Origin of the sequence: Kosakonia sp. S57, assembly GCF_016516575.1 — a bacterium.
GTDB lineage: Bacteria > Pseudomonadota > Gammaproteobacteria > Enterobacterales > Enterobacteriaceae > Kosakonia > Kosakonia cowanii.
In genome coordinates this window covers 188,669-203,283 of record NZ_JACVUL010000003.1, presented here as the reverse complement: position 1 = coordinate 203,283, position 14,615 = coordinate 188,669, and the positions used below count along the sequence as shown (strand labels likewise).

Annotated in this window: 13 protein-coding genes; 8 read left to right on the top strand and 5 right to left on the bottom strand. The window is 55.4% G+C overall.

What is annotated here, in order from left to right:
* Positions 1–104 precede the first annotated feature (104 nt).
* Positions 105–905: a YdcF family protein gene (locus IAE48_RS04180; protein ID WP_200133585.1), complete on the top strand. Its 801-nt coding sequence runs from the start codon at positions 105–107 to the stop codon at positions 903–905.
* A gap of 200 nt (positions 906–1,105) precedes the next feature.
* The gene (gene aldA / locus IAE48_RS04175; protein WP_200133584.1) at positions 1,106–2,545 is read left to right on the top strand and encodes an aldehyde dehydrogenase; all 1,440 of its coding nucleotides are present in this window, start codon (positions 1,106–1,108) and stop codon (positions 2,543–2,545) included.
* A gap of 32 nt (positions 2,546–2,577) precedes the next feature.
* On the opposite strand, the gene IAE48_RS04170 is transcribed toward aldA, so the two are convergent.
* A complete protein-coding gene (locus IAE48_RS04170; protein ID WP_233631420.1) occupies positions 2,578–3,468 on the bottom strand; it encodes an alpha/beta hydrolase in 891 nt (296 codons plus the stop codon).
* Between the two features lie 207 nt (positions 3,469–3,675).
* Between IAE48_RS04170 and cybB the strand changes: the two genes are divergently transcribed.
* A complete protein-coding gene (gene cybB / locus IAE48_RS04165; protein ID WP_054803634.1) occupies positions 3,676–4,209 on the top strand; it encodes a cytochrome b561 in 534 nt (177 codons plus the stop codon).
* A gap of 221 nt (positions 4,210–4,430) precedes the next feature.
* Positions 4,431–5,756 (top strand): MFS transporter, encoded by a 1,326-nt coding sequence (locus IAE48_RS04160; RefSeq protein WP_200133582.1) that lies wholly within the window; start codon positions 4,431–4,433, stop codon positions 5,754–5,756.
* 89 nt (positions 5,757–5,845) lie between these two features.
* Here the strand turns inward: IAE48_RS04160 and IAE48_RS04155 are convergent, their stop codons facing one another.
* Positions 5,846–6,187, bottom strand: coding sequence for an anti-adapter protein iraM (locus IAE48_RS04155; protein ID WP_148285608.1), 342 nt, complete (start codon positions 6,185–6,187; stop codon positions 5,846–5,848).
* A gap of 429 nt (positions 6,188–6,616) precedes the next feature.
* Here IAE48_RS04155 and IAE48_RS04150 point away from each other — a divergent pair, with 429 nt between their 5' ends.
* The 3 genes from IAE48_RS04150 (at position 6,617) to IAE48_RS04140 (ending at position 9,886) form a co-directional block, all read left to right on the top strand.
* A complete protein-coding gene (locus IAE48_RS04150; protein WP_023478742.1) occupies positions 6,617–6,892 on the top strand; it encodes a metal/formaldehyde-sensitive transcriptional repressor in 276 nt (91 codons plus the stop codon).
* A gap of 31 nt (positions 6,893–6,923) precedes the next feature.
* Positions 6,924–8,042: an S-(hydroxymethyl)glutathione dehydrogenase/class III alcohol dehydrogenase gene (locus tag IAE48_RS04145; RefSeq protein WP_200133581.1), complete on the top strand. Its 1,119-nt coding sequence runs from the start codon at positions 6,924–6,926 to the stop codon at positions 8,040–8,042.
* Positions 8,043–8,194: 152 nt separating this feature from the next.
* Positions 8,195–9,886 (top strand): methyl-accepting chemotaxis protein, encoded by a 1,692-nt coding sequence (locus IAE48_RS04140; protein ID WP_200133580.1) that lies wholly within the window; start codon positions 8,195–8,197, stop codon positions 9,884–9,886.
* 79 nt (positions 9,887–9,965) lie between these two features.
* On the opposite strand, the gene IAE48_RS04135 is transcribed toward IAE48_RS04140, so the two are convergent.
* From IAE48_RS04135 to IAE48_RS04125, 3 genes are all read right to left on the bottom strand, one after another.
* Entirely contained in the window at positions 9,966–10,934 is a 969-nt protein-coding gene (locus IAE48_RS04135; RefSeq protein ID WP_200133579.1) for a YiiG family protein, read from the bottom strand.
* Positions 10,935–11,170: 236 nt separating this feature from the next.
* Positions 11,171–11,866, bottom strand: coding sequence for a DUF2076 domain-containing protein (locus tag IAE48_RS04130; RefSeq protein WP_200133578.1), 696 nt, complete (start codon positions 11,864–11,866; stop codon positions 11,171–11,173).
* A gap of 147 nt (positions 11,867–12,013) precedes the next feature.
* On the bottom strand, positions 12,014–12,937 hold the full coding sequence (locus tag IAE48_RS04125; protein WP_042713059.1) for a LysR substrate-binding domain-containing protein: 924 nt from the start codon (positions 12,935–12,937) through the stop codon (positions 12,014–12,016).
* A gap of 301 nt (positions 12,938–13,238) precedes the next feature.
* Between IAE48_RS04125 and IAE48_RS04120 the strand changes: the two genes are divergently transcribed.
* Positions 13,239–14,582, top strand: coding sequence for a VOC family protein (locus IAE48_RS04120; protein ID WP_200133577.1), 1,344 nt, complete (start codon positions 13,239–13,241; stop codon positions 14,580–14,582).
* Positions 14,583–14,615 lie beyond the last annotated feature (33 nt).

The following is a 14,615-nucleotide window of genomic DNA, read 5'->3' as shown; positions in this document are numbered from 1 at the left end:
CTTTTTGTGCGGTGCGTAGGGGGTGAAAGCGCGATTAGGAGAGATCCTCTGTTCAGCTTCCGGCGTGCGGTTAGGCTTGAGACAGCAATGTGAAGGAGGTTTCCATGCTTAAAACAACATTTCCCGCTCTGCCTGAGCCGACGCTTGCCGCCGTTAATACGCTCGGTGAATGGCTGGCGCAAAATGACTTCACCGGCAAACCGTCGCCGGTGCGGGCAGATGTGGTGATCCTGGCGGGCAATGCCGTTATTCCGACCATTGAAGCAGCCTGCGGGCTGGCGGCGGCGCAAAAAACACCGCTGTTGATTAGCGGCGGTTTGGGCCATTCAACGACATTCCTCTATTCAGCCATTGCCCGCCATCCACGTTATAACGTGATTCGTACAACCGGGCGCGGCGAAGCGGCTATTCTCGCCGATATCGCCCGACAGTTCTGGAAGATTGATGAGAGCCAGCTACTGATTGAAGACCGCTCAACCAACAGCGGCGAGAATGCCCGTTTCAGCCTCGATATGTTGATAAGCCAGCACATCGCGCCGAAAACGGCGGTGATCGTTCAGGACCCGACCATGCAGCGACGCACGATGGCGACCTTTGCCCGCGCCAGCCAGCAGTGTACTAATGCACCGCACTGGTTCAGCTGGCCGGGCTTTACGCCACAGTTGATCAATACGCCGGATGGGCTGGCTTTCCAGCCTCGCGTACGCGGGTTATGGCCCGTTGAGCGTTACCTTTCACTGGTGATGGGGGAAGTGCCGCGCCTGCGGGATGACGCGAACGGGTATGGTCCTAACGGCCGCGATTACCTGGCGCATATCGAGTTCCCGCCGGAGATTGAGCAGGCCTGGCAAACCCTGCAGGCGGATTCTCAGCTCACCGAGGCCTTATCCCAGCGCGCGCTGTAAGGGCAATGCCCGTTTGCGTCAGCTGTGGCGCAAACGGGCAGCGCCATCTTCTAAACGCATAATTTTTTGATCGCTTTTCCCGCCGCTTTTTTGCGTTCCCTCACAAAAGTTGCTCCTGAGCCTCGGCATCGCCCGCTGCGGCGATAAATTTTTAACAACACGTTAGCTTTTTAAAAACAATGCCATTACAGGAGCAGATCATGACAGCACCCGTACAACACCCGATGTTTATTGATGGGCAATTTGTCAGCTGGCAGGGCGAAGGCTGGCTTGATGTGATCAACCCGGCAACGGAAGAGGTTCTCGCGCGTATCCCTGACGGACGCGCCGAAGATGCACGTAAAGCCATCGAGGCCGCCGAGCGGGCACAGCCCGGCTGGGAAGCGCTACCCGCCATTGAGCGTGCCGGCTGGCTGCGAAAAATCGCTGCCGGCATTCGTGATAAGGCCAGCGAGATCAGCGCGCTGATTGTCGCCGAAGGGGGCAAAATTCAGCAGCTCGCCGATGTCGAAGTCTCTTTCACCGCCGATTACATCGACTATATGGCCGAGTGGGCGCGCCGTTACGAAGGCGAGATCCTGCAAAGCGACCGCCCGAACGAGAATATCTTTGTCTTCAAACGCGCGCTGGGCGTGACCACCGGCATTCTGCCGTGGAACTTCCCGTTCTTCCTTATCGCCCGCAAAATGGCTCCTGCGCTTATCACTGGCAACACCATTGTCATCAAACCCAGCGAATTTACCCCGAGTAACGCTATCGCCTTCGCCAGAATCGTTGAGCAGGTTGGCTTACCGAAAGGGGTCTTCAACCTGGTGCTCGGACGCGGTGAAACCGTCGGCCAAGAGCTGGCGGGTAACCCGAAAGTAGCGATGGTGAGCATGACCGGCAGCGTCGGTGCGGGGGAGAAAATCATGGCGGCGGCGGCAAAAAATATCACCAAAGTGTGCCTCGAGCTGGGCGGTAAAGCGCCAGCGATTGTGCTCGACGATGCCGACCTTGAGCTGGCGGTGAAAGCAATTGTTGATTCAAGAGTGATCAATACCGGGCAGGTATGTAACTGTGCCGAGCGCGTCTATGTGCAGAAGGGGATTTACGACCGTTTCGTCAACCGCCTCGGCGAAGCGATGAAAGCGGTGCAATTTGGCGATCCGGCGCAACGCAGCGATATCGCCATGGGGCCGCTTATCAATGCTGCGGCTTTGCAGCGGGTGGAGGAGAAGGTGGCGCGCGCAGTCGCGGAAGGCGCGCGGGTTGCCCTTGGCGGCGAAAAAGTTGAAGGAAAAGGCTACTTCTATCCGCCGACGCTGCTGCTGGATGTGCAGCAGGAGATGGCGATTATGCACGAAGAGACCTTTGGCCCGGTGCTGCCGGTAGTCGCATTCGACACGCTTGATGAAGCGCTGGCGATGGCCAATGACAGCGACTATGGCCTCACTTCTTCGATCTACACCCGCGATCTCAACCAGGCGATTAAAGCGGTGCGCGGGCTGAAGTTTGGTGAAACCTACATCAACCGCGAGAACTTTGAAGCGATGCAGGGTTTTCACGCGGGCTGGCGCAAGTCCGGCATTGGCGGCGCGGATGGCCGCCACGGCCTGAATGAATATCTGCAAACCCAGGTAGTTTACCTGCAATCCTGATAAGCCTGCCCCCGCAGCGTGCGGGGGCGTTTTCACACCTTAGTTTCGATCCACGCCATCATCAACTCCGGCCAGACGGCAACCGGCAAGCCCAGCGCATCGCGAATACCAAACCCATGTTTTCCCTGCTCAAACAGATGCATCTCCACCGGCACGCCCATGCGGCGCAGCGCGGAGAACATCACCACGCTGTTTTCCACTTTTACCGCCGGATCGTCGACCGCATGCAGCAAAAATGTTGGCGGCGTCTGGCTGTTGACCTGCTCTTCGGCAGAGTAGCGGCGGATCTGCGCCTCATCGGGCGTATCGCCAATCAGCTGCTGGCGCGACATCGGGTGATCGATATCGGCATGCATCGTGATCACCGGGTAGACCAACGCCATAAACGCCGGGCGCGCGCTCTGCTCATCAATGGCATCCAGCGGTGTATAGACCGAATCGTTGTAACGTGTGCCGAGACTCGCCGCCGCGTGGCCGCCAGCGGAAAAACCCATCACGCCAAGTTTGTCCGCATCAAGCTGCCAGCGCTCCGCCTGGGCGCGGATAAGGCGCATTGCCCGCTGCACATCCGCCAGCGGCGCGTCTGCTCCCTCGGCATGGCCATCGCCGGGGAAGCGGTAGGTCATCACAAACAGGGTATAACCGCGTTCATTAAAGAAGGGGGCGAGGGCGCTGCCCTCTTTATCCAGCACCACACGGCGGTAAGAGCCGCCGGGCGTCACCAGAATGCCGACACCGTTGGGGTGCTGTGGCGCATAAACGGTGATTTCCGGTGCCCGCACGCCGGTCACCGAGCGATCGAACGGCGAGGGGCCGGTATGCTCTTTTTCCAACTGAAACTGTACCGGGCTGACCTTCGCGCCGGGCGCTTCGCCCTGCGGCCAGACGGGAAACGTGGTGGCGCGCGCGACGGCGTCCTCCATTAAACTCAGTAGTGTTTGCGGCGTCAGCTTATCCACACAGGCTCCTTATGTTTTGTACTTATTCAGTATTGCGTTGTCGGGTTTTACTGCGCAAACCACACGCGGTGCGTAAGCGCTAAGTGGCTGAAAAGTGATACGGAAAAGTTAATGAATTTTTAAGGAAACCCCGTTATGTTGAAGGCCGGTTCGTTCTTTCAGGGGTTTCTTATGCGTAGCAACTATTCCGGCCCGCAGATCGCCATCCACTGGTTGGTAGTGCTGCTGGTCGTCGGCGCATACTGCGCCATGGAGTTTCGCGGATTTGCGCCGCGCAGTTACCGGCCTTATTTCAATATTGTCCATGTCTCATGCGGTATCTCTGTTCTCGTACTGATGGTTGCGCGGCTACTGGTGCGGCTAAAACATCCGGCACCGCCTATTACGCCCAAGCCCTCCGCGATGATGACCGGGCTGGCGCACCTCGGGCATCTGGCGATTTATCTGCTGTTTATCGCCTTGCCGCTGCTGGGCCTGCTGATGATGTATAACCGCGGCGGCCCGTGGATCGCCTTCGGCCTGCCGATGCCCCACGCCGCCGAGGCTAATTTCGATCTGGTCGACACGCTCAAGGAGTACCATGAGCTTCTCGCCACGCTCGGTTACTTTATTGTTGGCCTGCATGCCGCTGCCGCACTGCTGCACCATTACTTTTTCAAGGACAATACGCTGCTGCGTATGATGCCGAAAAAGCGCGAACGATAACGCCTTCTGCCCGGTGACATCCGTGACCGGGCTGCACCCCCTGCGAAATTTCTTACCCGTTTTTGCGTAACTTGCCCCAGAATGCTGTGATCCCGCCTGATTTTTGTAAGAAAAAGCTGGGGAGAAATCACATTTTCTATCATCGCCTGTGGGCGAAATTCGAACAAGCAGTGTAGATAGTATATCTATTATAGAAACACTATCGAGAGCGGGAGAGGCAAATGACACAGCCAGTACAGGAATCACTCGACCGGGTGGCTGCCGATGCGCAGGCCGGCGGATCGCGCAAATTACGTAAAGTTCTGCTTGCCACCGGCATCGGGCATTTTGTGGAGTGGTTTGATTTCGGTCTCTACGGCACGCTGGCGGCAATTATCGGTCTGCAATTTTTTCAATCCTCCAGCCCCAGCGTTGCGCTGCTCTCATCTTTCGCGGTGTTTGGTGCCGGGTTTATCATGCGCCCGCTCGGTGGGCTATTCTTCGGCTCGCTGGGCGATCGCAAAGGGCGGCAGAAGGTGCTGGCAACGGTGATTTTGCTCACCTCGGGTGCAACTTTTGTGATGGGGTTGCTGCCGACCTATCACCAGATTGGGATCACCGCCACGGTACTGCTGGTGATCACCCGCCTGGTGCAGGGCTTTGCCGCAGGCGGTGAAAGCTCGGGCGCCACAACGTATCTGGCTGAGTACGCTCCGACCGCCAGACGCGGTTATTTCACCTGCTGGATCGACAACTTTGGTTTTATGGCATTTGTCGTCGGCTCCGGGCTGGTGTTTCTGCTCACCGCGACACTCGGCGAGAGCACCATGAACGACTGGGGCTGGCGCATTCCTTTCCTGATCGCCGGGCCGCTCGGCTGGGTCGGGCTCTATCTGCGCAGGCATCTGGAAGATTCGCCGGAATTTCTCGAGGCGATGAAAAGCGGGCAGATTGAAACCGCGCCGCTGCGCAAAGCGGTAACCACTGCCTGGCGCGCTCTGCTCTTCTGTGTCGGGTTTGTGGTGATCAAAGCGGTGGGGCACTGGACGCTACAAACGTTTATGCCGAGCTATCTCGCCACGGAGCTCCATTTCAGTAAATTAAACGCTTACGCCATCACCACCATTGGCCTCTTCTCCGTTGCGGTGCTGGTGCCATTTATGGGTTATCTCTCTGACAAGTACGGCCGTAAGCCGCTGATGCTGGCGGGTTGTGCGGGGTTTATTCTGCTGAGTTATCCGGCGATGATGATCATGGCCAATGGCGATGTGCTCTCAGCGGTGCTGGCGATGGTGATGCTCGGCGCGTTTATCGCGGCTTTTGATGGCGCCTGCACGGCGGCGATGGCCGAGCTCTTTCCAACCAACGTGCGCTACGGCGGCCTGTCGATTGCCTATAACTTTGCCGTCGCCTTCTTTGGCGGCATCACGCCGTGGTTCTCCGCGTGGCTTATCACGTCGACAGGCGATAAGTTTTCACCCGCCTTCTATGTCATGGGGGCTGCGTTAATCACCTTCATCACGGTGATGCGCGCCCGTGAAACGGCCGGACAACCTTTAAAACGTTAAAATAATGCCCGGTGGGGATTATCTCGCCGGGTTATAAAATGATCGATATATTCTCGCTGTGAAATATAATATATCCACTGCGAAAGCACTTAGGTGGAAAGTTTTATCCCATAGGGGCACAGCGGAAATAAGCATTCGTTTTGTTTATCACATTCGCGTAAAGAAATATTATCATTCCCTGGACATGAGCAACTATTTTTTAAAGTATTCCAGATGGTTGGGAAATAGGGCATGGTATGGATAACTTTGAATTCATGCATTCTGCCATCTATGATAATTCCTTTTGAATCAGTAACTAATATATTCCCCGGGCGCAGGAAATAGTGGCCCCGGTACCAGACGATCACCGCTTTGTCCTGCTGTGTCCTGGCTAAAGCAAATGCCGTGCCTGTGGCAGGGGAAACTAACATATCCGTAATATTCCAGCGCATACATCTTCCTTACATAATATCTACTCATTCGCCAGGAAGAATCTTAGCAAACAATATAGAAAGAACCTAAGCGAAACGTTAATTTAAGTTCAATATGCTAAACGAGAATAATATTTAAAAATTTTTACGCTAAGTTGTGCGCTGAAACATGCTAACAGGGAAAGTGTTCTGTGAAATTAATAACCTGAGTTAATATATGGTTATTTTGCTGGCAGGCCAAAACCTTCTTTAAACTATTATCTTTTGTGATGCTAGCGGGTTATCAATTCATAATTAACCCCTCTGAGGGTCAGGCGACGAGCAGGATAATTAACACCATTGGTCGCTCTGGCGCTTTAACAGCCATACTCGTTTTCTTCCCCTAAACGTTCGTTTGCATGACCATCGTCACTACGTTACCATACCCCCCTATAGTATCCAGGAGGTTCTATGCCCCATTCACCTGAAGATAAAAAACGCGTACTGACGCGGGTGCGGCGTATTCGCGGCCAGGTTGACGCGCTGGAGCGGGCGCTGGAAAACGGCGAACCCTGCATCGCAATTTTGCAACAAATCGCCGCCGTGCGCGGCGCAGCCAATGGCCTGATGGGCGAAATGGTTGAAATTCATCTGAAAGATGAGCTGGTTGCCGGCGAGACCACCGCCGATCAACGCGCAGTGCGGATGGCAGAAGTCGGCCATCTGCTACGCTCTTATCTAAAATAAGCAACACCGTATACATAAAAAGGAAAGCGAGATGAAATCACGTGCAGCTGTAGCCTTCGGGCCAGGCCAACCCCTCAAGATTGTCGAGATCGACGTTGCGCCACCCAAGAAAGGGGAAGTGCTGGTTCGCATTACGCACACCGGTGTTTGCCATACCGATGCCTTTACCCTCTCTGGTGACGATCCGGAAGGCGTTTTCCCGGCGGTGCTCGGTCATGAAGGCGGCGGTATCGTTGTGGAAGTGGGCGAGGGCGTTACCAGCCTGAAGCCGGGCGACCATGTTATTCCGCTGTACACCGCCGAGTGTGGCGAGTGCAAATTCTGTAAATCGGGCAAAACCAACCTCTGCCAGGCCGTGCGTGCTACACAGGGTAAAGGTCTGATGCCGGACGGCACCACCCGTTTCTCCTATAACGGTGAGCCGATTTATCACTACATGGGCACCAGCACCTTCAGCGAATATACCGTCTGTGCAGAGATCTCTCTGGCGAAAGTCAACGAAGCAGCGCCGCTGGATAAGGTCTGCCTGCTGGGTTGCGGCGTTACCACCGGCATTGGCGCGGTACATAACACGGCGAAAGTAAAAGAGGGCGATACGGTTGCCATCTTTGGCCTCGGCGGTATCGGGCTTGCGGCCATTCAGGGCGCGGTACAGGCAAAAGCGGGCCGCATCCTGGCAATTGATACCAACCCGGATAAATTCGCGCTGGCGAAAGAGATGGGCGCGACCGACTTTATCAACCCGAAAGATCACGATCGCCCGATTCAGGAAGTGATTGTGGAAATGACCGATGGCGGCGTTGACTACAGCTTTGAATGTATTGGCAACGTGAATGTCATGCGCGCGGCGCTTGAGTGCTGTCATAAAGGCTGGGGCGAAAGCGTCATTATCGGTGTGGCGGGCGCAGGTCAGGAGATCAGCACCCGTCCGTTCCAGCTGGTTACCGGTCGCGTATGGCGCGGTTCTGCATTTGGTGGCGTTAAAGGCCGCAGCCAGCTGCCGGGCATGGTGGAAGATGCGATGGCGGGCAAAATCCGTCTCGACCCGTTTATCACTCACCGTCTGCCGCTGGACAAAATTAACGAAGCCTTCGATCTGATGCATGAAGGTAAATCGATCCGCACCGTTATCCATTTCGGCGAAAAGTAATCTCCCTTCGCGCCAGCGGGCCCTCCGCTGGCGCAACCAAACTCCAAATCTGTGACCGCCGTTGCGCTTTTCACCATAAGAAAAATCCAATTATTGCCGATGCCTATATATCATTCCTTTGTACTTAGCAGACTAATACGAGAGTCGACGCCATGGATAACAAAGCAGCAATGCAACAAACACAAGGCATTGGTTTTATGCACAATATTCGCCTGGTTCCCCTGTTTTCCTTTATCCTTTCCGGCATTTTGGTGCTATTTGCCTTAAGTTCCGGTTTAGCGGGTTACTTCCTGATGCAAGCCGACCGCGATCAGCAGGATGTGACGCAGGAGATCCAGGTGCGCATGGGATTATCTAACAGCTCCAACAACCTTCGCGTCGCCCGAATTAAATTGATTCACGCAGGTGCTGCAAGCCGTATCGCCGAAATGGAGGATGTGAAAACCAACATCGCCGAAGCGGAAAAGCGTATTAAACAGTCGCAGGAAAACTTTAAACAATATATGGATCGCCCGGTGAAAACCGAGGCCGACCTGACGCTGGATAACGATCTTACTGCCCGTTTCGACGCCTACACTGCCGGGCTGCAGCCGATGCTGAAGTATGCCAAAAACGGCATGTTTGAAGCGATTATCAACCATGAAAGCGAGCAGGCGCGCCAGCTGGATGATGCCTACAACGCCGTATTGTTGAAAGCGATTGAGATCCGCACTGAACGCGCGCAGCACCTGAAAGAGGAAGCCCACAGCCGCACGCAGCTTGGCCTGATCTTTATGGCCGCCGCGTTTGCTTTTGCGCTGGTGCTGACCATCATCACCTTTACCGTACTGCGTCGTGTGGTCATCAATCCGTTGCAGCGCGCTGCCCAGCGTATTTCACGTATCGCCTCCGGCGATCTGACGCTGCCGGACGAACCGACAGGCCGCAGCGAAATTGGGCGTCTGAGCCACGATCTGCAGGCGATGCAGCACTCTCTGGTTACTACCGTCGCCACCGTGCGCCAGGGTGCTGAAGAGATCTACCGCGGGACCAGCGAAATCTCCGCCGGTAACACCGATCTCTCTTCGCGTACCGAGCAGCAAGCGGCAGCGATTGAAGAGACCGCCGCCAGCATGGAGCAGCTCACCGCAACCGTGAAACAGAACGCCGACAACGCCCATCACGCCAGCGGTCTGGCGCGCGACGCGTCGGGCAAAGCGACGAAAGGTGGCCAGATTGTCTCCGGGGTCGTGCAGACCATGGGCAATATCACCACCAGTTCGCGCAAAATCTCTGAAATTACCGCCGTGATTAACAGCATCGCCTTCCAGACCAATATTCTGGCGCTGAACGCCGCAGTGGAAGCTGCGCGTGCCGGTGAGCAGGGTCGCGGCTTTGCCGTCGTCGCCAGCGAAGTGCGTACTTTGGCAAGCCGCAGTGCTCAGGCGGCGAAAGAGATTGAAGCGTTGATCAGCGAGTCCGTAAGCCTGATTGAGCAGGGCTCCGGCGAAGTGGTTTCCGCCGGGGAAACGATGGATGAGATCGTGACCGCCGTTAAACGCGTGACCGATATCATGCTGGAGATTGCCGCCGCCTCGGATGAGCAGAGCAAAGGCATCACGCAGGTAAGCCAGGCAATCACCGAAATGGATAATGTGACGCAGCAGAACGCCTCACTGGTTGAAGAAGCTACCGCCGCCGCCACCTCGCTGGAAGAGCAGGCCGCACGTCTGACGCAGGCGGTTGGGGCATTCCGGCTGAACGGCGCAGAGGCGCAGCGCCAGAGCAGCGCCACGCCGACGGCAAAAACCTTTACCCCGCAGCGCCCGGCACTGGCGAGCGGCGATAACTGGGAAACCTTCTGACGTTGAGATGAATGCTGAGATAAAAAAAGAGGCCGGATAATCCGGCCTCTTTTATTTTGTCGTTAAGGCACGCCGTAACTTAGCAGGTGCCGACATTGATCGCGTTGATGACGTTGTTGTAATGCTGCATCAGATCGCGAACATCATTTCCCTGCGTAGATTGCATCATGTGGAACTGCTTCGGCTCATTCGCCTCTTTTTCGTAGGTGCCATCTTCAGTGTGACTAATGACATCACGACCGGTAGAGAGATAGGAGTTAGCGGTGAAGATCAGGCTTGAACACCCTTTTTTGTTGCTCTCACGCATTTTGGCGTCATACGCAGTCAGTGCGTCGTTGAACTGATCGAGAGATTTCTTAAAGGCGTCTTTCTTATCGCCTAAACCTTCGCCATTAATAAAGCCGCTGGCGGCATCCATGCTCTCTTTCAGGTAGTAGATAGAGCCGATGCGGTAATAAGCAGCGGTATCTTTCGGCGTTTTCTCGTATTCGGCTTTAATACGCTCGCGGTCTTTTTTATCAATGGCATTTAAGAAATCTGCCTGCGCAACAACCACTTTCTCCATTGCACTAATAAACTTCGGCTGCAATTCGCGGCCTTTGTCACCGTTGTCGCTTTTATAGGTTTTGGAGTTGATGTAGTTATAGAGTTCGCGGTTAACGGGTTCAGCCTGCCCCAGCGCTTCGCTATAGCGAGTGGCCGAGTCATCGAGATCTTTCATCGCTGGCTCCATCGCGTGGGCTTTATCTAACAGATCCTTGACGCGAGGGATGGTGGTGTCAGAACCGGGGAAGAAGAGATCGCTCCGCGACTTTTCTCCGGAGAAGGCAGGAGCAATATATTTTTTATACTGCTCCAGCTGCTCAGCAAATGAGGAGGAGGACATATTAGCCGCCTCAATATAAGAGTTATATTTTGTGATCTCAGCTTGTTCTGCCGAGCTTTGCGAGGCTTGTTGAGGCTCATCTGCTTTTTTATCGTCACACGCCGACAGCGCAAACAAGCAGGCGGCAACTGCCAGCGATCGAGCAATTGTTTTTGCGAACATTCCCTTCTCCATATTCAGCATATGATGGTGTTTTTTAGAACCCACCCGGTGTGAGTGCTGCGTAGCGTAGCATCAATATATGATGCACTTCGCGCAGACTACCGGATCTGGTAGGGAGAGGGGCGAGCGGTGCAGAACAAGGCGAGTCTCTTGTCTGGCGTGCATTTACAACAGTGCAGGATGCAGCGAAGAGCCGGATAACACAGTGTTATCCGGCGCAGGAGGTGATTTAAAGGTTAAATAAAACTGTCGTCATCGTTACTGAAATCGTCACTGCCGAAATCATCATTTTGATAATCGCTCACGCTGTCTGCCTGGTAAGGATCGCTATTGTCGAGAAAGTGCGTGTCGGAAGCGTTATTAAATGCATCGGAATTAAAGGCATCATTTTGCGTGACATCGCTTGCGGCGGCGGCCGGCTCTTCAATGATATTCACAATCTCTTGCGGCTGAGCGTGGTGAAACATACTGGTCAGCATATCGGCGATTACCACACCGCCCGCCACGCCCGCGGCGGTTTGCAGTGCGCCCGCCATAAATCCGCTCCCGCGCGACGCGGTGGGTGCCGGGGAGGCATACTGCTGCGGTTGCTGCTGCTGGACCGGGGGCGCGCCCCAGTTTTGAGCGGGCTGAGCAGGCTGGTTTTTATTGCCGCCAAACAGACCGCTGAGGAAGCTGCCGCCGCCGGATGCGTGCTGGCTCTGCTGCTGCGCCAGCTGATTTTCCAGCTCCTGCACGCGCGCCTGCATGCGTTTTAATGCCGCTTCCTGGATCAGCATCGATTGCGCCATATAGTAGGGCGCAGCCGGCTGCTGTTTGACCAGTTCGGCGATCTGGCGCTCGGCTTGCGCATCGCGCTGGCCGTTTTGTTGTTCAGCCTGTTTCAGGCGCTGAAAAAGCCCATTGATAAGCTGCTGTTCATCATATTGCATAACAATGATCTTCCTCTTGCTGTCGTGAGTACCTTTGAGTCTATCAGCGCCTTTCGCTGGCGTCCTCGTGCTGAAATGTTTGTTTAAGATTGGTTTCAGGTAAAGGTAAACAAGCCTCTTTCACAGCAGATTTAGAGCAGAGAAACATTAATCGGGCAGCGTTTTACGGATATAGCTGATTAAGGTAAGCACCGCCGGAGAGAGCGGGGCGTCGACGCGGGTGATAATGCCAATCGGATCGCCGATGCCCAGCGGCGGAATAGGCAGCGCCACCAGGGAGCCGAGGCGCAGATCGTCTTTCACCGCCCCGGATGGAACAAACCAGACATAGTCATATTCAACGGTCAGCTGTCGTGAAAGAGAGGCAGAAAGGGTTTCAATACAGCCGGTCGGCAACGTGCAGTTCTGGCTAGCGAGGAGTTCCTCGGCGTTCTGCCGCGGCACCGTGCCCTGCGGCAGCACGACTACCGGCCACTCCAGCACCCGGCTAAGGGTGACGGTGCTCTGCAACAGCGGGTGACGCGGGCGCACCACCAGTTTAAGCGACTCCAGGAACAGCAGCTCATAGTGTAAGCCGCACATCAGGTCCGGATCGGACATGCGCCCGATACCGACATCCAGCTCGCCGGTCTTCAGCCCGGCCAGCAGCATCGGGTTATTGGCGGTCGCCACCTGAATGGTGATATCCGGTTGCTGCTTGTGCAACTGACCTATCACTGCCGGTAAAATACCCAGCGCGGCGGTGGGAAGCGCGCCGACGCGAATCAACTCACAGTTTTTCTCTTCCTGATCGCTTAACGACTGCCCGGCAATATTGACCGCGTCCAGCACCCGCACCGCATGGCTTAAAAACTGCTCGCCAACGTGGGTAAGCTGCGCGCCCATGCGTCCGCGTTCAAACAGCCGCTTGCCGGTAAGCTGTTCAAGTTCATTTAAGGTCTTTGAGAGAGCAGGCTGGCTCAGGTTAAGAGTTTCAGCAGCGCGACCCAATGTTCCTTGTTGCGCGACCGCGACGAAAGTATGCAGGTGGCGCAGTCGGATGCGCTGTGAAAAGAGAGCGTTTTTTTCCATAAGATAATGTTAAAACCGAGTGGCGAAGGTGGCTCGCAGATTTATTTAATTTTGATAACCAGTTTGCAAAATATTATTAACATCCAATCCTTTTGAGTTACAAACACATTCTGCCCGCAATGTGACGAAACCAGCATGTTTCCAGGGTTTTGTTCGCGCCGCGTTTCATAATCTTTTGTTATGTTCGAATGCGAGCGGAACACGCGCGTTTTTTGCCACGATCACACTTTGTAAATTTCCCCGCACGGGCGCGGGCAGCCTTCTCTACACTCCAGAGATAACAGCGTGGAGAGAGAAGACTATGACGTACAGCATCACGGCAGATGAGATCAGGGAACAATTTTCGCAGGCGATGTCGGCCATGTACCAGCAGGAAGTCCCGCAATATGGCACCTTGCTGGAGCTTGTGGCTGATGTGAACCTCGCTGTACTGGAACACAATCCGCGTCTTCACGAACAACTAGTGAACGCCGATGAGCTTGCCAGGCTGAACGTTGAACGCCACGGCGCGATCCGCGTCGGTAGCGCGGAGGAGCTCTCCACCCTGCGGCGCATGTTTGCCATTATGGGGATGTTCCCGGTCAGCTATTACGACCTCTCCCAGGCCGGTGTGCCGGTTCACTCCACTGCTTTTCGTCCGATTGACGATGAGGCGCTCTCACGCAATCCGTTTCGTATCTTCACCTCGCTATTACGCCTGGAGTTGATTGAAAACCAGACGTTACGCGACCGGGCGGCAGCGATTCTGGCGAAGCGCGACATCTTCACGCCTGCCTGTCGGCAACTTATTGTAGTACATGAGCTGAACGGCGGCTTTACTGCTCAGCAGGCAGAGCTGTTTGTCAAAGAGGCGCTGGAGACGTTTCGCTGGCACCGCCATGCCACCGTCGATGAAAAAACCTATCAGGTGCTGCATGACGAACATCGTTTAATTGCCGATGTGGTCTGTTTCCCCGGCTGCCATATCAACCATTTAACCCCGCGCACGCTCGATATTGACCGGGTGCAGGCGCTGATGCCGGAGTACGGCATTGAGCCAAAAATCCTGATTGAAGGGCCGCCGCGCCGCGAAGTGCCGATCCTGCTGCGCCAGACCAGTTTTAAAGCCCTTGATGAGCCGGTGCTGTTCAGCGGCGAGCATCACGGCACCCACACGGCGCGCTTTGGCGAGATTGAACAGCGCGGCGTCGCGCTGACGCAGAAAGGGCGTGAACTGTACGACCGGCTGCTGAACAGCGCCGGGACGGGCAAAGATAACCTCACGCATCAGCTCCATTTGCAAGAGGTGTTTAAAGCGTTTCCCGACAGCGAGATGCTGCTGCGCAAGCAGGGGCTGGCGTGGTTCCGCTACCGCCTGACGCCGACCGGGGAGGCGCACCGCCAGGCGATTCGCCCCGGCGACGATCCGCAGCCGCTGATTGAGCGCGGTTGGGTCGTAGCGCAGCCCATCATCTATGAAGATTTCCTTCCCGTCAGCGCCGCCGGGATTTTTCAGTCCAATCTCGGGAATGCCACCCAGGCGCGCAGCCACGGCAACGCCAGCCAGCAGCAGTTTGAAGCCGCACTCGGCTGCCCGGTGCTTGATGAGTTTGCCCTCTATCAACAGTCTGAAGAGCGCAGCAAACGCCGTTGCGGTCTGCTGTAAAAACGGTAATCTGCCAGAATTCAATACGTTCTG